This is a genomic window from Pseudomonas sp. GQ91 (genome assembly GCF_059758795.1).
This window is the reverse complement of sequence record NZ_JCAXED010000006.1, coordinates 95,250-113,562: the sequence shown is the minus strand read 5'-3', so window position 1 is coordinate 113,562 and position 18,313 is coordinate 95,250. Positions and strand designations below refer to the sequence as shown.

The window sequence follows — 18,313 nt, the reverse complement described above, 5'->3', positions numbered from 1 at the left end:
TAGCATAGGTCGCCACTCTCCGGCTTCGTACACTTGAGTTTCAACGGGGAGGGGCGAGCATGCATCAGGTCCAGAACGAAGGCGTCGTCACCGCCATGTCCCAGGCCTGCGACGCCCGGCAGGTGGCCGAGGAACTGGCGCGCCAGTTGCTGCATCCTTACCTTGGCTTCGTGCTGTTCTTTTGCTCCGCGACTTACGACCTCAAGGCCCTCGGCCAGGCCTTGCAGCATAGTTTTGGCGGCATTCGCCTGGTGGGCTGCACCAGCGCCGGCGAGATCACGCCCCAGGGCTATGGGCGCAATTGCGTGACGGCGGTGGGCTTTGATCATCGGCATTTTTCCATTGCCACCGAGCTGATCGACCAGGTGGCGCGCTTCAGTCTGATTGACGCCCAACAAATGGTCGAGCGCCTGGTGGGCGGATGTCGCAGCAATACCCTGGCGCCGATCAAGGGCAACAGCTTCGCCCTGACGCTGCTGGATGGCCTGTCCAGCCGCGAAGAAATGGTCCTTGCTGCCTTGAGCGCGGCCCTGGGGGATATCCCGCATTTCGGTGGCTCGGCTGGTGATGACAACCACCTGACCCATACCCACGTGTATTTCGACGGCGCTTTCCGCAGCGGCGCGGCGGTGGTGGTGCTGGTCAACACCTGGCTGGATTTTGAAGTGTTCACCACCCATCACATTCTGCCCCAGGCGCAAAAACTGGTGGTGACCGGTGCCGACAGTACGTCGCGCCGGGTCTTCGAACTCAACGCCGAGCCGGCCGCCGAGGAATACGCGCGGCACATCGGGGTGTCGGTGGCGCAATTGGATCACCGCCTATTCGCGGCCCATCCACTGGCGGTTCGGATCAATGATCAGCACTACGTGCGTGCGATCCAGCAGGTCCACGAGGACTTGAGCCTGAGTTTCTACTGCGCCGTGGAAAACGGCATCGTGCTCACCGCGATGACGCCGGGGCCGATCCTGCCCAATCTGCAAACCCTGTTCGACGGCTTGCAGACACGGCTTGGCGATTTGTTGCTGACCATTGGCTGCGACTGTTTCCTGCGCCGTCTGGAGCTGGAGGATCACGGCACTCTGGAGCACATCGGCGAGTTTTTACGCGAGCAGCGGGTGCTGGGGTTCAACACCTACGGAGAACAGTTCAATGGCATGCATATCAACCAGACCTTCACCGGGGTCGCCATTGCCCGTGGGCGCGCCCTTGGACAACGCTGAGCTCAACGCCCACATCAGCGCGTTGCAGCAGGAAAATCACAAGCTACGCCGCATCAACGCTGCACTGATCGAACGCGTCGAATCGGGCGTGGCCCGTGGCAATGATCCGTATGCGGTGTTCCAGCACTCGGTGGTGCTGGCCGAGCAGGTCCGCGAACGCACCGATGCGTTGAACCAGGCCATGGCCGAACTCAAGGCCAGCAACCAGTTGCTCAGCGACGCGCGGTTGCGCGCGGAAACCGCGCATCAGCATTTGATCGACGCCATCGAGAGCATTTCCGATGCCTTTGTGTTGTTCGATCAGCAGCAGCGAATCGTGTTGTGCAACAGCCGTTTCAAGGCCTTCTGGCGCAACAGTCAGGTTCGGCTTATCGCGGGCATGCGGCTGGATGAGGTCAAGCGGCTGATGTCCACGACCGGATTGTTTGCCGAAGAAAGCCGTGGGCAGGACCAGGGCAACCTGTTCTACCGCCTGCACAACGGTCGTTGGTTGCAAGTCAGTGAGCGACCGACCCAGGACGGCGGCCGTGTGTTTCTGTTTACCGATATCACCGACGTCAAGCGCAGCGAAACCGCGCGCCGCGAACACGCGGTGGCGCAGAAGTCTCACCTGTTGCAGCGAGCGGTGGATAACCTGTCCCAAGGCGTGGCGATGGTCAGTGCCGAAGGCGTGCTGGAGTTGTGGAACCGGCGTTTCCTGGAACTCAGCGGCCTGGCGCCGGTAGCCGCCCACCGGCTGTTTGCCGAGGTGATCGCCGACAGTGAATTAAACCTGCTGACCCCGGCCAGCCGCGATGCCAAGGGTCGACTGGTGCAAGAGTGCGAGCAACGGCTGATGGACGGCCGGGTCCTGGAAATTCGCACGCATCCGCTGCCCACCGGCGGTTTCGTCAATACCTTCACCGACATCACCGAACGCTACCGGCATGCCGAAACCCTGAGCGAAAGCGAGCGCTGGATCCGCCTGATCACCGACCATGTCCCCGCGTTGATTGCTTACCTCAACGCGGATCTGGTCTACGAGTTCACCAATAAAGTCTATGAGCAATGGTACTGCTGGCCGCGCGGCGTGATGCTCGGCCAGAGCCTGCGCGAAGCCCACAGCGAACAGCATTACCAGCGGCTGGAAGCCTACGTCGCCCGGGCGCTGGCGGGGGAGAGCGTGACCTTCGAGTTTGCCGAAACCAATATCAACAACCAGGAGCGCTACATGCTGCGCTCCTACGTGCCCAACCGCCTGCCCAGTGGCGAGGTGGTGGGCATTTTTGTACTGATCCGCGACATCACCGAGCGCCGTCGTACCGCCGAGGCGCTGCATCAGGCGTACCAGAACCTTGAGTTACGCGTGCGCGAACGGACCGCCGAGTTGACTTCCCTCAACGACCAACTGCTGCGTGAAATCGATGAGCGCCGCCGAGTCGAGTCGCGCCTGCGAGAGGCCAAGCTGGACGCCGAGCAGGCGAACCTGTCGAAAACCAAATTTCTCGCAGCGGTCAGTCATGATCTGCTGCAACCGCTCAACGCCGCACGCTTGTTTACCGGCGCCTTGCTTGAACGCCGGGAGCCCATGGCCAACGCGACGCTGGTACGCAACGTCAGCAACTCCCTGGAAGATGTGGAGAATCTGCTGGGCACCCTGGTGGATATTTCCAAACTCGATGCCGGGGTGATCAAAGCCGATATCGCACCGTTTGTCCTCGACGAACTGCTGGACAACCTGGCCGCCGAATACACTCAAGTGGCCCGCAGTGAAGGACTGGCGTTGCATTTCATCCGCTGTTCGGCGTTGGTACGCAGTGACATCCAGTTGCTCGCAAGGATTTTGCGCAACCTGTTGAGCAACGCCATTCGTTATACCCGCCAGGGCCGTGTGGTGCTCGGTTGTCGCCGCCATCAACAACGCTTGTTGATCCAGGTCTGGGACAGCGGCATGGGTATCGCCGAGAACCGTATGGAGGAGATTTTCCAGGAGTTCAAGCGCGGCGACGTGCAGCGCCCGGACCAGGACCGTGGTTTGGGCCTGGGTCTGGCAATCGTGGAGAAAATCGCCGGGATCCTCGGGCACCGGATCAGCGTGCGGTCATGGCCGGGCAAGGGCTCGATGTTCTGTGTCGAGGTTCCACTGAGCGCCACCGCGCCCAAGTCCTTGCCGACGCCCGCCATGGGCGAGCCGTTGCTTGAGCGACTGCAAGGCGCGCGGGTCTGGGTGTTGGACAATGATGCGGCGATTTGCGCCGGCATGCGCACGCTGCTGGAAGGCTGGGGCTGTGAGGTGATTACCGCCTTGTCGGAACAGGACCTGGCGCGGCAGGTGGACAACTATCATGCCGACGCCGATTTGCTGATCGCCGATTATCACTTGGACGATGAGCAAAATGGCCTGGACGCGGTAGCCAGGATCAACGCACGGCGGGCCAGCGCCATACCGGCGATGATGATTACGGCCAATTACAGCAATGAACTCAAGCAGCAGATTCGGGAGCTGGGGCATACGTTGATGCACAAGCCGGTGCGGCCAATGAAGTTGAAGATGGCGATGGGGTATCTGCTCGGTGGGCATGGGGCCAAGAGCCACCCCTCACCCTAGCCCTCTCCCCAGAGGGGAGAGGGGACTGACCGAAGTGTGCTGAGAAAATGTGCGACCTGGAAAACCGTTTTGATTGTGGATTCAAAGCCGTTCCTTCAGGTCGAGAAATGTCTGGAATATCCCCCATTCAATCCCCTCTCCCCAGAGGGGACTGACCGAAGTGTGCTGAGAAAATGTGCGACCTGGAAAACCGTTTTGATTGTGGATTCAAAGCCGTTCTTTCAGGTCGAGAAATGTCTGGAATATCCCCCATTCAATCCCCTCTCCCCAGAGGGGACTGACCGAAGTGCGCCGAGAAAGTGTGCGACCTGGAAAACCGTTTTGATTGTGGATTCAAAGCCGTTCTTTCAGGTCGAAAAATGTCTGGAATATCCCCCATTCAGTCCCCTTTCCCAGAGGGGACTGACCGAAGTGCGCTGAGAAAATGTGCGACCTGGAAAACCGTTTTGATTGTGGATTCAAGGCCGTTCTTTCAGGTCGAGAAATGTCTGGAATATCCCCCATTCAGTCCCCTCTCCCCAGAGGGGACTGACCGAAGTGCGCCGAGAAAGTGTGCGACCTGGAAAACCGTTTTGATTGTGGATTCAAAGCCGTTCTTTCAGGTCGAAAAATGTCTGGAATATCCCCCATTCAATCCCCTCTCCCCAGAGGGGACTGACCGAAGTGTGCCGAGAAAGTGTGCGACCTGGAAAACCGTTTTGATTGTGGATTCAAAGCCGTTCTTTCAGGTCGAGAAATGTCTGGAATATCCCCCATTCAATCCCCTCTCCCCAGAAGGGACTGACCGAAGTGCGCCGAGAAAGTGTGCGACCTGGAAAACCGTTTTGATTGTGGATTCAAAGCGGTTCTTTCAGGTCGAAAAATGTCTGGAATATCCCCCATTCAGTCCCCTCTCCCCAGAGGGGACTGACCGAAGTGCGCCGAGAAAGTGTGCGACCTGAAAAACCGTTTTGATTGTGGATTCAAAGCCGTTCTTTCAGGTCGAGAAATGTCTGGAATATCCCCCATTCAATCCCCTCTCCCCAGAGGGGACTGACCGAAGTGCGCCGAGAAAGTGTGCGACCTGAAAAACCGTTTTGATTGTGGATTCAAAGCGGTTCTTTCAGGTCGAGAAATGTCTGGAATATCCCCCATTCAGTCCCCTCTCCCCTCTGGGGAGAGGGCTAGGGTGAGGGGTGGTTCTCAAGCCAGACAAAAAAACCACTCACACCCCTCATCGCCTCAGATAAGACCCGAAGTCAATATCCCCCGCGCTCAAGATCGCCTGCACCCGATTATGCACATTCAACTTGCGCAAGATCGCCGACACGTGCGCCTTCACCGTCGTCTCGGCAATCTCCAGCGTATACGCAATCTGTTTGTTCGATTCACCCTTGGTCATCCGTTCCAGCACCAGCAACTGCTTGCGTGTCAGGGCCTGGAGCAGTTCCGGGGCGAAGGCCGGATTGTCATGCATGCGCCGGGTGTTGCTGGTTTTCTGGGTGCGGATGATGTCCGGCGGCAGATAGACGTTGCCATTGAGGATCTGCTGGATCGCCTCGGTCATCTGCGCCCGAGGCGAGGACTTGGTGATAAAGCCGACCGCGCCGTAGGTGATGGCTTGCAGCACGATCTGCTTGTCCTGCTCGGCGGACACGATCACCACCGGGATCGTTGGCGCTTCGTTACGCAAGTTGATCAAGCCATTGAGACCGTGCATGCCCGGCATGTTCAGGTCCAGCAGGATCAGGTCAAGGTCGTCGTGCTCCCGGGTCAGGGCCAGGGCGCTGTCCAGGTCGGCGGTTTCCATCACGTCACTGCCGGCGAAACCATCGCTGATGACGTTATGGATTGCTTCGCGAAACAGCGGGTGATCGTCGGCAATCAGAATCTTGTACATGGCCGTTCACCTTCTTGTTGTGGGTATTTATTCAAAGGGCTCGGGTGTCGCAGCCATCACTGGCAGTTTTGCCGCTTCCCACGCATCCAAGCCATCGCGATACCAATACACAGAGGTATAGCCCAGATTGGCGGCTCGTTTTACCGCGTTCCAACTCAGCCAGCAATCGGAGCGACAGTAGAAGACCAATGGATGCGACAGGTCGCCTTCGGTGAGTTTGTACAGATGACGCACGAAATACTCGCGCCATTCGGGCGAGAGGTCGCCATCGCCGGTATTCGCCAGCCAGTGACTGCCGGGCAGGTTGGCATGGGGCTGGTCTTCGATGAAGCGACCTTGCAGCCATTGGCGGCGGTAGACGTCGATCAGTATCGGCTTGGGCGTTTGGCTGAGCAGGGTTTGCAGGGCCGGCGTGTCGACAATCGTTGCCCCCGGCAGGTGCCCGGGCGTCGGGCTGCGGTACAGGCCGATGCGATAGCCGTCGGCGGAAAACAGCGCAGGGCCGGCCTGTGCGTGGCTGATGAGCAGGCACAACAGCGCCAGAAGTGGCAATCGAGCGGGCAGCATGGCAGGTCCAGTCCTTATCGTTATGCGCCCATTACACGCCAGTCCCGGTGCATTGGGAATGCGACGATAGACAGGAAAACCAGTACCAAAGTAGTAGCCCGCGCCGAGTCGCGGGGTTCTAGCATGGACGGCAGATTCAGCCCTTGGAGGCACCATGAATATTCTGCTGGTGGATGATCACGCCGTCGTGCGCCTGGGCTACGCCAGCCTGTTGCGCAATCTGTTGCCAAGTCTGCACGTGCGCGAAGCGGTCAACGGCGAAGAGGCGCTGCAGCGGGTGCAGGAAGCGGTGCCGAACCTGGTAATCATCGGCTTCGGCTTACCGGGCATCAGCGGTCTGGAAACCACCCGTCGCCTGCGCCAGCGCCTGCCGCAATTGCGCGTGCTGTTTTTCAGCCAACATACCGAGTTGTCGTTGGTGCGCCAGGCGCTGGAGGCCGGTGCTTCAGGCTATATCACCAAGCGTGCGACGCCTGCGGTGATGAGCGAAGCGGTGCAACGCATTCTCGACGGTCATACCTACATCGAACAGGCGTTGGCCACTGAGCTTGCCTATCATCCCGGCGATCATCGCTTGCAGGGCATGACTGCGCGTGAGCTGGAGATATTCCTGATGCTCGCCAAAGGCACGCCGACGCGCTCCATCGCCGCGCAACTGAGCCTGAGCAGCAAAACCGTGTCCAACTACCTGACCTTGCTCAAGAGCAAATTGCAGGTTACGTCCCATGCCGAGTTGGTGCATGTGGGTATCGACATGGGGGTGGTGCACACCTTTTCACTGTAGGCGCGAGCTCGCTCGCGAAAAATGCACGGGCGCCGCGGGCTATTTGCAACCGCTGCGTCATCGTTCAGGTTTTCCGCGAGCAAGCTCGTTCCTGCGGTCCGGGGTTAGCGGTCCCAGGTGGTCGGGCAGTCGGTGCAGCCTTCCATATTCGCATCCTGGAAATTCGCATAGTGCTGGCGGGTTCCGCTGAGGGTCGCCTGTTCGAGGTTGCTTTCAGCGAGTTTGGCTTCCTGCAGGTTGGCATCACTGAGATCGGCGCCTTGCAGATCGGCCTTGCTCAGCCAGCTCATTTCCAGGTCGGCGGCCCGCAGGTTGGCCTTGTGTAGTTTGGCCCCGGACAGGCGGGCGAATTGCAGATAGGCCGCGCTGAGGTTGGCGTTTTCGAACTGTGCGCCCTGGGCAAACATACCCCAACCCTGCACGGCAACCAGGGTTGCACCGCTGAAGTCGGCCAGACGCAGGTTGCTTTGTTGCAGGCTGGCGCGGGTCAGGTTGGCGCCTTGCAACTGAGCTTTTTCCAGATTGGCCAAGTCGAGGTTGGCATGGCGCAGGTCGGCGTCACGCAAATCAGCGCCAGCCAGGTTCATCTTGCTCAAGTTCTGGTTACGCAAGTTGGCGCCTCTGAGGTGGGCGCCGGGACATTGGCTGTGCTCGGCGATGGCGCAGCCATTGATGATCAGCGGGTCACCCTCGTCGGCATGGGCGAGGGGCAGGCTCAGGAGCAGTAGCAAAGGCAGGTATTTCATCACAACACCTCGTCGGCGGAGGAACGCATTGCGTAGATACCGTCTGCAAGCGCAAGGCTCAAGACGGTATCTGCGGCGGTCTCTATCTAGTTTTTGGCGGCCTGCATGTCCCAACTCGGGATCTTGAACACCCAGAACGACCCACCTTGCGCCACCGGCTTGGTCAGCTCAGCCATGTCGCCACCCCACAGCGGGACCGCGCCGCCATAACCGACGGTGACGCCGATGTACTGCTCGCCATCCTGTTCCCAGGTGATCGGCGGGGAGACGATGCCGCTGCCGGTCTGGAACTTCCACAGCTCCTTGCCGGTTTTCGCGTCGAACGCCTTGAAGAAACCATCTCCAGTGCCGGTGAACACCAGGTTGCCCTTGGTAGCCAACACGCCGGCCCACAACGGCAGTGATTCCTTGTGCTCCCACACCACCTTGCCGGTGGTCGGGTTCATCGCCCGCAATGTGCCGACATGGTCGTCATACATGCGCTTGATGCGGAACCCCATGCCGAGGTAGGCCGAGCCTTTCTTGTAGTTGACCTCTTCGGTCCAATATTCCTCTTTCCATTGGTTGCCCGGGATGTAGAACAGCCCGGTGTCCTGGCTGTAGGCCATGGGGTTCCAGTTCTTGCCGCCGAGGAACGGTGGCGAGACCTCCACCGGCTTGCCCTTGGTTTCCCCCGGCAAGGGCTTGGCCGGACGCTGGCCTTCGTTCTCCACGGGCCGTCCGGTTTTCAGGTCGATGTGGCTGGCCCAGGTGATGTTGTCGACGAACGGGAAAGCGTTCTGCAGTTTGCCGTTGTTGCGGTCCACCACATAGAAGAAACCGTTGCGGTCGGCATGGCCGGTGGCCTTGACCACTTTGCCGTCCTTGTCCTTGTAGTCGAACAGCACCAGCTCGTTGTTGCCGGAGAAGTCCCAGGCATCGTTTGGCGTGTGCTGGTAGAACCACTTCACTTCGCCGGTGCTCGGATCGACACCGACTTGGCCGGAGGTGTAGAGGCTGTCGAAATCGTGAGGGTTGCCGTCCTTGGAGGTTCGCGCCCAGGTGTTCCATGGGCCAGGATTGCCGGCGCCGACGATGATGGTGTTGGTTTCGGGATCGAAGCTGGCGCTCTGCCAAGGCGCGCCGCCGCCATGGCTCCAGGCTTCGACCTTGCCGGTTTCGGTGGTCGGATCATCGGGCCAGGACGGCGCCTTGACATCCCCGGTCGGAGTGCTGTCCTTGCCGTTGAGACGGCCCATATGACCTTCGACAAACGGCCGCATCCACACTTCTTCACCCGTGTCCGGGTCACGTGCATACAGCTGGCCGACCACGCCGAACTCATCACCCGAGCTGCCGTGGATCAGCAGCACTTTGCCGCTGACTTTGTCTTTGATCAGCACCGGGGCCCCGGTCATGGTGTAGCCGGCGGCGTGGTCGCCGAACTTTTTGTTCCACACCACTTTGCCGGTGTTTTTGTCGAGGGCGACCAGGCGCGCATCGAGGGTGCCGAAGTAGATCTTGTCACCGAAGATCGCCGCCCCGCGGTTGACCACGTCACAGCAGGGACGAATGTTGTCGGGCAGGCGGTGGCTGTAGGTCCACAGGCGCTTGCCGGTCTTGGCGTCGAGGGCGAAGACCCGCGAATACGAGCCGGTGACGTACACCACGCCGTCGCTGACGATGGCCTGGGATTCCTGGCCGCGCTGCTTTTCGTCACCGAACGAGTAGGACCAGGCGGGTGTCAGCTTGAACACGTTCTTGTCGTTGACTTGAGCCAGCGGGCTCCAGCGCTGGGCATTGGTGCCCATGCCGTATTGCAGGACGTCCTTGGTGCTCAGGTGATCGTTGGCAATGTCTTCCCACGTGACGTTATGGGTCGGTTTTTTGGCAGGGGCGGCGGCGAAGCCTGTCGCACTCAAGGACAGGCTGCCGACCAGCAGAAAAGCCTGCACGGCAAGGCACAGCGGCGAAAGGGCGGGGAGCGATCTTATTGTCATGGTTGCAGTTCCCAGTGGAGGTTTTGGCCTGCACAGGTTGCTGTCTGGAAGGGGTTGGCGCCTACGGAAAATATCCCGGTGTCGCCGGGATAATTTCCCGAGCCGCATCTGATTTGGAAGTGCCCCACAAGCCCTACTACCAAGGGAGTAACGGCCGGCCACCAAAGCAGCATACGGCGCTTGGCGAGAGCTTCCTAAGATGGTTGCCATAGCCTCTCTAAAGAGGTTTTGCGTGCACTCCCGAGGGAAAAACAATGACAACAAAACGCAACGCCTTGTTCTTTGTCGGCCTGCTGGCCGGCGCTATCAGTACAGGCTTCGTCTGGGCGCATGGCAACGTGACGCCCACCGCGGTGGAAACCCAGGGACTGACGCCGATCAAGGAGGCTGGCGTACCGCTCGACGCCGATGGCTGGGCGGCGGTCAACCCGTACCGCAAATCGCCGGAGCAGGGCAAGGCTATCGAAGTCGGCGCCTCGGCGTACAACCAGAACTGCGCCGCGTGCCACGGACTGGAAGCCAAGTCCGGCGGCATCGCTCCGGATCTGCGGATGCTTGATGAAGGCGACGTCGGGGATGAGTGGTTCGTCGAACGGGTACGTAATGGTGCCGTGCGCGATGGCCGGGTGTACATGCCGAAGATGGCCGACTACTTGAGCCAGGAGGCATTGTGGGCGGTGCGCACTTACCTCGACAGCGTACACGTCGAGGAGTGACCCATGCGCCTGAACGGGTTGTGGGCCTTGTGTCTGCCGATGCTCGCCTGGGGCACGCCTGTCGATCCGGTGCCATCCGTGATGTGGGCCTATTACCACCAGCGCCTCCTCGACAACGCTGCGTTCGTGTTTGACCCGCGCGTCAAGCTGCTGGCGCCGCCGTTTGCCGAAGATGCGCGTCAGGTACCCTTGGAAATCGACGCCCGGGCGTTCAAGGGCGAGGTGGTGAGAATCCTCGCCTGGGCCGAGCTTAATCCACTGCCCGAAATCGTCGACTTCCATCCCCGGGAGCGCGTGCTGCCGTGGCTGTCGATGCGTATCCGCATCGAACAGGCCACGCCATTGCGCGCAGCCGTGTTGACCAAGGATGGCCTGTGGCATGTCGGTGCTACCCTGATCGACGCCGCAGGCGGTGGCTGCACCGCGCCCAGCGTGGTGCGTACCCAGCCGGGCTGGGAGGAGCACCTGGGCGAAGTGTTCGGCGGGCGATACCCACGCGCCGGGTTCAGCCGCGTCAAGCTGCAGGTTTCACATCCCATGGATAACGGCTTGGTCAGCGGCATTCCCGAGTTTTTCATCAACCAGGCCGAGTTGCGCGCTGCCGACGGCGAGCTGCTGGCGCGCCTGGAACTGTTCCCGGCTGTCAGCGAAAACCCCAACCTGGCGTTTGATATCGAAGGTTCGGGGCAAACCCGCCTGATGCTGCGCGACACCAGCGGCACGCAATTCGAGGCGGCCATCCCGTGAACCTGCGCTGGATCCTACTGTGGCTGATCACCCTGAGCCTGCCGGTACTGGCCGACCTGAACTACCACCTCAAGCCCCGACAGATCGCTGAAAACACCTGGCTGCTGGAAGGCAGCACCGATAACTTCGGCCGGGACAACGGCGGCAATATCGTCAACGTCGGCTTTATCGTCACTGAGCCCGGCGTGGTGGTGATCGACACCGGGCCGTCGAAACGCTACGGCGAGGCGCTGCGTCAGGCCATCGCCAGCGTCACCGATAAACCGGTGATCCAGGTGCTGCTGACCCATCACCACCCAGACCATGCGCTGGGTAACCAAGCCTTCAAGGACGTGCCCATCGGCGCCCTGGCGGGCACCACGCAACTGCTGCATGAGCAGGGCGACGGCATGGCCGAGAACCTGTACCGCATGGTCGGCGACTGGATGCGCGGCACCGAAGTGGTATTGCCCACTCAAGTCCTGTCACCCGGCGTGACGACCTTCGGTAGCCATCCTTTGCGCCTGCTTGAACTCCGCGGGCACAGCGGCGCCGACCTGGCGATTCTGGACCAGAAAACCGGCGTGCTGTTTGCCGGTGACCTGGTGTTTTACCAGCGCGCCCTGACCACTCCCAATACGCCGGGGCTGGCGATCTGGCTGGCGGATATCGCCACCCTGCAAGGTTTGCCCTGGACCCTGATTGTGCCCGGCCATGGCCCGGTGGCGGTGGACGCCAAGCCTTTCGAGCAGATGCGCGACTACCTGGGTTGGCTCGATCATCTGCTGCGCGAGGGTGCCAGTCACGGCAGCGGTATGCCAGCGCTGATCCGTAGCCCGATCCCTGAGCGGTTTGCCGCCATCAACCTCAGTCGCTACGAACTGATCCGCAGCGTCAGCCACTTGTACCCGCAGTATGAGCGTGAGCAGATGCAGCACCTAAACCCCTGACAATCTCACAACAAACAGAGGCTTCAGCATGATCTACGCACAACCCGGAACCCCTGGCGCTATCGTTACCTTCAAAGCGCGCTACGGCAATTTCATCGGCGGTGAGTTCGTGGCGCCGGTCAATGGCGAATACTTTACCAACACCTCGCCCGTCACCGGCGCGGTGATCGCCGAATTCCCGCGCTCCAGCGCCGCCGATATCGACAAGGCTCTCGACGCCGCCCATGCCGCCGCCGATGCCTGGGGCAAGACCTCGGCCCAGGATCGCTCGCGGGTGTTGCTGAAAATCGCCGACCGTATCGAGCAGCATCTGGAAGTGCTGGCCGTCAGCGAAACCTGGGACAACGGCAAGGCTATACGTGAAACCCTGAATGCCGACGTGCCGCTGGCCGCCGACCACTTCCGCTATTTCGCCGGCTGCATCCGCGCCCAGGAAGGCGGCGCGGCCGAGATCAACGAACTGACTGCCGCCTATCATTTCCACGAGCCGCTGGGCGTGGTCGGGCAGATCATCCCGTGGAACTTCCCGCTGTTGATGGCCGCCTGGAAACTTGCCCCGGCGCTGGCCGCCGGCAATTGCATCGTGCTCAAGCCGGCCGAGCAGACGCCGCTGTCGATCATGGTGTTGGCCGAGTTGATCGGCGATTTGCTGCCGCCTGGCGTGCTCAATATCGTCCAGGGCTTCGGTCGCGAGGCCGGTGAAGCGCTGGCCACCAGCAAGCGTATCGCCAAGATCGCCTTCACCGGTTCCACCCCGATTGGCGCGCACATCATGCATGCAGCGGCCGAGAACATCATCCCGTCGACCGTGGAACTGGGCGGCAAGTCGCCGAACATCTTTTTCGAAGACATCATGAACGCGGAACCGGCCTTTATCGAAAAGGCCGCCGAAGGTCTGGTGCTGGCTTTCTTCAACCAGGGCGAAGTCTGTACCTGCCCGTCGCGGGCGCTGGTGCAAGAATCGATCTACGAGTCGTTCATGGCCGAGGTGATGAAGAAGATCGTCAAGATCAAACGCGGCAACCCGCTGGACACCGAGACCATGGTCGGCGCCCAGGCGTCCGCGCAGCAATACGAGAAGATCCTCTCCTACCTGAAAATCGCCGAGGAAGAGGGCGCCGTGCTACTCACCGGCGGCGCGGCCGAACGTCTGGAGGGTGACCTGTCCAGCGGCTATTACATTCAGCCGACCTTGCTCAAGGGGCACAACAAGATGCGCGTGTTCCAGGAGGAGATCTTCGGTCCGGTGGTCGGCGTCACCACCTTCAAGGACGAAGCCGAAGCGCTGGCGATTGCCAACGACAGCGAGTTCGGCCTCGGTGCCGGGCTTTGGACCCGCGATATCAACCGCGCCTACCGCATGGGCCGGGCGATCAAGGCCGGGCGAGTGTGGACCAATTGTTATCACCTGTACCCGGCGCATGCGGCGTTTGGCGGGTACAAGAAGTCCGGAGTCGGGCGGGAAAATCACAAGATGATGCTGGATCATTATCAACAGACCAAGAATCTGTTGGTCAGCTATGACGTGAATCCGTTGGGGTTCTTTTGATCCAAGGTTTTGTGCACGGCTCGTGCTACTCGGCACCCTGCAGGAACGAGCTTGCTCGCGAAAAACCTGAGATCGCCTCGGGGTGCCAGATTCCCCGCGTCATTCCTCGGCAGAGGCTTCGGGCGAGGGCTGATACCAACGTCCCCCCGACCTCCCTCGAAAGTAGCATTCGCCCTGCGTCTCACCCATGCATTAATACTCCCACCGGAATCTTCCGGCACAACAAGAGGATCGCCCCATGTGGACCAAACCCGCGTTTACCGACCTGCGTATCGGCTTTGAAGTGACCATGTACTTCGCCAGCCGCTGAGACGCACCCTGCGTAGCAACTGTCGAGCCTCGCCGGGGCTCGACAGTTGCTACGCAGGGTGCACAGCTTGCGCTTGCCGCAGCTACCGGCGTTCCTGTTCGTCACCGGCAGTGGGCTACTCTTTGGTCTGATTGCATTCGCCTGCGGATGGTTTAGTGTGGCGTGCATCTTCCAAAAACAATAAAAACAGGCTTTCCAATGAGCCATAACCTCAGCCAGCTGCGTAAATTCGTCTCCCCTGAAATCATCTTCGGTGCCGGCTGCCGGCACAATGTCGGCAACTACGCCAAGACCTTCGGGGCGCGCAAGGTGCTGGTAGTCAGCGATCCCGGCGTCGTGGCCGCCGGCTGGGTCACTGATGTCGAGGCCAGCCTGCAGGCGCTGGGCATCGATTACTGCCTGTACACCGCCGTATCGCCCAACCCGCGTGTCGAGGAAGTGATGCTCGGCGCCGAGGTCTACCGCGAGCACCATTGCGATGTAATCGTCGCCGTCGGTGGCGGTAGCCCGATGGATTGCGGCAAGGCCATCGGGATTGTGGTCGCCCACGGGCGCAGCATCCTCGAGTTCGAAGGCGTGGACACCCTTCGCGTGCCCAGCCCGCCGCTGATCCTGATCCCGACCACCGCCGGTACCTCGGCCGATGTCTCGCAATTCGTGATCATTTCCAACCAGCAGGAGCGCATGAAGTTCTCCATCGTCAGCAAGGCGGTGGTGCCGGATGTATCGCTGATCGACCCGGAAACCACCGCGAGCATGGACCCGTTCCTCGCGGCCTGTACCGGCATCGACGCCTTGGTGCATGCCATCGAAGCCTTTGTGTCCACCGGTCACGGCCCGCTGACCGATCCCCACGCGCTGGAAGCCATGCGTTTGATCAACGGCAATCTGGTGCAGATGATCGCCAACCCGCACGATATCGCCCTGCGCGAGAAGATCATGCTGGGCAGCATGCAGGCCGGGCTGGCGTTTTCCAATGCGATCCTCGGCGCGGTGCACGCCATGTCTCACAGCCTGGGAGGCTTTCTCGATCTGCCTCACGGTCTGTGCAACGCGGTGTTGGTGGAGCACGTGGTGGCGTTCAACTACAACTCGGCACCGGACCGTTTCAAGGTCATTGCCGAGACGTTCGGCATCGATTGCCGTGGCCTCAATCAGCGACAGATCAGCGCTCGGCTGGTGGATCATCTGATTGCCTTGAAACACGCGATCGGCTTCCATGAAACCCTCGGTCTGCACGGGGTAAGGGTGGCGGATATTCCCTTCTTGTCGCAGCACGCGATGCATGATCCGTGCATCCTCACCAACCCGCGTGAGTCCAGCCAGCGTGACGTCGAGGTCGTCTATGGCGAAGCTCTCTGACGATCAGCAACGTGCGTTGGCCGGGCTGCTGGGGCTGGGCGATCACTCGGCGCGCAAAAGTCACTACCCGGAACTGACGGCGCGCCTGGATGAGCTGGAGGCCGAGCGCAATCGTTACAAAGGGCTGAACGACGAACTGGAACAACGGGTCGCCGCACGCACCGATGAGTTGCTGGAGGCCAACCGCAATCTGCAACAGCAGATCGCCCGGCGTGAACGGATCGAGCAGGACCTGCGTGATGCGCGTGACGCCGCCCAGGCCGCCAATCGCAGCAAGGACAAATACCTGGCGGCCGCCAGTCATGATCTGTTGCAGCCACTCAATGCCGCCCGGCTGTTGATTTCCACCCTGCGCGAACGCAGTCTGCCGAGTGCCGAACAGGTGCTGGTGGAACGCACTCACCAGGCCCTGGAAGGTGCAGAAGACTTGCTCGCCGATTTGCTCGACATCTCCCGCCTCGACCAGGCCGCGGTCAAGCCGGATATTGCCTCATACCGACTCGACGAATTGCTCGCGCCGCTGGTGTCGGAGTTTCAATCGGTGGCGGCCGCGGCAGGGCTCAATTTGCGGGTCCACATGAGCCATTACGCCATCAACACTGATCTGCGTTTGCTGACACGCATCCTGCGCAACTTCCTGAGCAATGCCTGCCGTTACACCGACGAGGGCTGCATCCTGCTGGGGGCGCGGCGGCGGGGCGGGTGTCTGCGGCTGGAAGTGTGGGACACCGGGCGCGGCATCGCGGCCGACAGCCTGGAGTCGATCTTCCTCGAGTTCAACCAGTTGAATGTCGGCCGTGCGGCGGATCGCAAGGGCGTGGGATTGGGGCTGGCGATTGTCGAGCGTATCGCGAAAATTCTCGCTTGCCAGGTGATGGTTCGTTCGTGGCCTGGCCGCGGTTCGATGTTCAGCATCGAGGTGCCGCTGTCCGCGCAAGTGCCGTTGCCCATTTGTCAGGCACCCCCTCAGGCCGGCGCCGGTAACCCGTTACCGGGACGCCGGCTGTTGGTGCTGGATAACGAAATCACGATCCTGGAAAGTATGCGTGCGCTACTCGGGCAATGGGGCTGCGAGGTGGTGGTCGCGACGGATCAGGCGGGTGCGCTGGCTGCATTGCAGGGCAGGGCGCCGGAGCTGATTCTGGCGGATTATCACCTCGATCACGGGGTGGTGGGCTGTGAGGTGGTCCGGCACCTGCGCGAGCATTTCGCGTTGATGATTCCGGCGGTGATCATCACCGCCGATCGCACTGATCAATGCCGTCGCTCGTTGCAGCGCCTGCAGGCCCCGCTGTTGAACAAACCGGTCAAGCCCGGCAAGTTGCGCGCAGTGTTGAGCCAGTTGCTGGGGTAAGCGGCCGGGCGTTGATGCCTGTCAACACCTTCCGCGACGTTTGGCCTCATCCTGTACGCCTGATTATTCTGGCTGCCGGAGATCTGCATGAGCGCCGCCGCAACACCTGTTGTTTCCTTCAAGTTGCCCATGGGCCTGGTTTTCGCCGTGCTGGTGATGGTCGGGGTGCTGCTGTTGCCGATACCCGCCGACTTGCCAGTGGCGGGCCACCGGATGTTGGCGATTCTCGCCTTTGCCGTAGTGGTGTGGATCACCGAAGCGGTGTCCTACGAAGCCAGTGCGATCATGATCACTTCGCTGATGGCGTTTTTGTTGGGCACCGCGCCGTCATTGCAGGATCCGACGCAGTTGATTGGTTCCAGCCCGGCCATCAGCATGGCGCTGACCGGTTTTTCCAATCCGGCCCTGGCCCTGGTGGCCGGCGCGCTGTTTATCGCCGCGGCCATGACCCACACCGGACTGGACCGGCGTATCGCACTGGTCACGCTGACTCGGGTGGGGACCAGTACCCGCGGGATTCTGCTGGGGGCGATTGCGGTGACTATTCTGCTCAGCCTGGTGGTGCCCAGCGCTACCGCCCGCAGCGCGTGTGTGGTGCCGATCATGATGGGAGTGATCGCTGCCTTTGGCGTGGACAAGCGTTCGAACATCGCCGCCGGGATCATGATCGTCGTTGCCCAAGGCACCAGCATCTGGAACGTCGGCATTCAGACCGCCGCCGCGCAGAACCTGCTGACGGCCGGCTTCATGGACAAGATGCTCGGCCAGCGTGTCTCGTGGATCGACTGGCTGGTCGCCGGGGCGCCGTGGGCGTTGATCATGTCGGCGGTGTTGCTGTTCCTGGTGCGCAAATTGCTGCCACCGGAAAGCGACAGTATTCCCGGTGGCAAGGAGGCGGTGGCGCAGTCGCTGGTGGATATCGGTCCGATGACTGGTCCGCAGAAGCGTTTGCTGACGGTATCGATCCTGTTGCTGCTGGCCTGGGCCACTGAAGGACGTCTGCACCGCTTCGACACCACGTCCACCACCTACGCGGGCCTGGTGTTGCTGTTGATGCCGGGGCTTGGCGTGATGACCTGGAAAGATGTGCAGTCGCGTATTCCGTGGGGCACGGTGATTGTGTTCGGCGTAGGGATCAGCCTCGGCACCGCGCTGCTCACCACCCAGGCCGGGCAATGGCTGGGGACACAGGTGGTGGCGCATACCGGACTGGATCAACTGGGACCGCTGGGGGTGTTTGCGATCCTTGCGGCGTTCCTGATTGTGATCCACCTCGGATTCGCCAGTGCCACGGCACTCACCTCGGCGCTGTTGCCGATCCTGATCGCCGTGCTGCAAACCCTGCCCGGGGATTTCAGCCGCTTGGGCATGACCATGTTGTTGGGGTTTGTGGTCAGTTATGGCTTTATCCTGCCGATCAACGCACCGCAGAACATGGTGTGCCTGGGGACGGGAACCTTCACCGCTCGGCAGTTTGCCAAGGTCGGGATCCTGGTGACGCTGATCGGTTATGGGTTGATGCTGGTGTTTGCGACGACCTACTGGAGCTGGTTGGGCTGGATTTGACGGGGGCTCCACCCG

General features: G+C 61.0%; 15 protein-coding genes. 11 read left to right on the top strand and 4 right to left on the bottom strand.

The genetic code is table 11. The features are described 5' to 3' along the window. Positions 1-59 precede the first annotated feature (59 nt). Positions 60-1,223 carry a nitric oxide-sensing protein NosP gene (gene nosP / locus AC6CIA_RS10870; protein WP_498311865.1) on the top strand — a complete coding sequence of 388 codons (1,164 nt, stop codon included), beginning with the start codon at positions 60-62 and terminating at the stop codon, positions 1,221-1,223. Continuing rightward, complete coding sequence (gene nahK / locus AC6CIA_RS10865; RefSeq protein ID WP_498312210.1) at positions 1,192-3,810, top strand: hybrid sensor histidine kinase/response regulator NahK/ErcS'; 2,619 nt, start codon at positions 1,192-1,194, stop codon at positions 3,808-3,810. The genes nosP and nahK overlap by 32 nt, the downstream gene beginning before the upstream one ends. Positions 3,811-5,023: 1,213 nt before the next feature. Here nahK and AC6CIA_RS10860 read toward each other — a convergent pair. Next, the gene (locus tag AC6CIA_RS10860) at positions 5,024-5,689 is read right to left on the bottom strand and encodes a response regulator transcription factor (RefSeq protein WP_084379206.1); all 666 of its coding nucleotides are present in this window, start codon (positions 5,687-5,689) and stop codon (positions 5,024-5,026) included. A 27-nt stretch (positions 5,690-5,716) separates the two neighbouring features. After that, positions 5,717-6,256 carry a PQQ-dependent catabolism-associated CXXCW motif protein gene (locus AC6CIA_RS10855; RefSeq protein ID WP_498311864.1) on the bottom strand — a complete coding sequence of 180 codons (540 nt, stop codon included), beginning with the start codon at positions 6,254-6,256 and terminating at the stop codon, positions 5,717-5,719. A gap of 154 nt (positions 6,257-6,410) precedes the next feature. Between AC6CIA_RS10855 and AC6CIA_RS10850 the strand changes: the two genes are divergently transcribed. Next, positions 6,411-7,040 carry a response regulator gene (locus AC6CIA_RS10850; protein WP_498311862.1) on the top strand — a complete coding sequence of 210 codons (630 nt, stop codon included), beginning with the start codon at positions 6,411-6,413 and terminating at the stop codon, positions 7,038-7,040. Positions 7,041-7,144: 104 nt separating this feature from the next. Here the strand turns inward: AC6CIA_RS10850 and AC6CIA_RS10845 are convergent, their stop codons facing one another. Both AC6CIA_RS10845 and exaA read right to left on the bottom strand, forming a co-directional pair. Continuing rightward, positions 7,145-7,786 (bottom strand): pentapeptide repeat-containing protein, encoded by a 642-nt coding sequence (locus AC6CIA_RS10845; protein ID WP_339528365.1) that lies wholly within the window; start codon positions 7,784-7,786, stop codon positions 7,145-7,147. A gap of 86 nt (positions 7,787-7,872) precedes the next feature. Beyond that, positions 7,873-9,765 (bottom strand): quinoprotein ethanol dehydrogenase, encoded by a 1,893-nt coding sequence (exaA, locus tag AC6CIA_RS10840; protein ID WP_498311861.1) that lies wholly within the window; start codon positions 9,763-9,765, stop codon positions 7,873-7,875. Between the two features lie 254 nt (positions 9,766-10,019). Here exaA and pedF point away from each other — a divergent pair, with 254 nt between their 5' ends. The 8 genes from pedF to AC6CIA_RS10800 all read left to right on the top strand — a co-directional run bounded on the left by pedF (position 10,020) and on the right by AC6CIA_RS10800 (position 18,298). Then, on the top strand, positions 10,020-10,481 hold the full coding sequence (gene pedF, locus AC6CIA_RS10835) for a cytochrome c-550 PedF (protein ID WP_498311859.1): 462 nt from the start codon (positions 10,020-10,022) through the stop codon (positions 10,479-10,481). A 3-nt stretch (positions 10,482-10,484) separates the two neighbouring features. Then, complete coding sequence (locus AC6CIA_RS10830; RefSeq protein WP_498311857.1) at positions 10,485-11,228, top strand: quinoprotein dehydrogenase-associated SoxYZ-like carrier; 744 nt, start codon at positions 10,485-10,487, stop codon at positions 11,226-11,228. 2 nt (positions 11,229-11,230) lie between these two features. Continuing rightward, the gene (locus AC6CIA_RS10825) at positions 11,231-12,157 is read left to right on the top strand and encodes a quinoprotein relay system zinc metallohydrolase 1 (protein WP_498312208.1); all 927 of its coding nucleotides are present in this window, start codon (positions 11,231-11,233) and stop codon (positions 12,155-12,157) included. Between the two features lie 28 nt (positions 12,158-12,185). Beyond that, positions 12,186-13,706 carry an acetaldehyde dehydrogenase ExaC gene (gene exaC, locus AC6CIA_RS10820; RefSeq protein ID WP_498311856.1) on the top strand — a complete coding sequence of 507 codons (1,521 nt, stop codon included), beginning with the start codon at positions 12,186-12,188 and terminating at the stop codon, positions 13,704-13,706. Between the two features lie 238 nt (positions 13,707-13,944). Then, the gene (pqqA, locus tag AC6CIA_RS10815) at positions 13,945-14,016 is read left to right on the top strand and encodes a pyrroloquinoline quinone precursor peptide PqqA (RefSeq protein WP_010209364.1); all 72 of its coding nucleotides are present in this window, start codon (positions 13,945-13,947) and stop codon (positions 14,014-14,016) included. Between the two features lie 198 nt (positions 14,017-14,214). Continuing rightward, complete coding sequence (gene ercA, locus AC6CIA_RS10810; protein ID WP_498311854.1) at positions 14,215-15,378, top strand: alcohol dehydrogenase-like regulatory protein ErcA; 1,164 nt, start codon at positions 14,215-14,217, stop codon at positions 15,376-15,378. After that, positions 15,362-16,732 carry an ATP-binding response regulator gene (locus AC6CIA_RS10805; protein ID WP_498311852.1) on the top strand — a complete coding sequence of 457 codons (1,371 nt, stop codon included), beginning with the start codon at positions 15,362-15,364 and terminating at the stop codon, positions 16,730-16,732. Before ercA ends, AC6CIA_RS10805 begins: the two co-directional genes overlap by 17 nt. Positions 16,733-16,819: 87 nt before the next feature. Beyond that, on the top strand, positions 16,820-18,298 hold the full coding sequence (locus AC6CIA_RS10800; protein ID WP_498311850.1) for a DASS family sodium-coupled anion symporter: 1,479 nt from the start codon (positions 16,820-16,822) through the stop codon (positions 18,296-18,298). Positions 18,299-18,313: the final 15 nt, after the last annotated feature.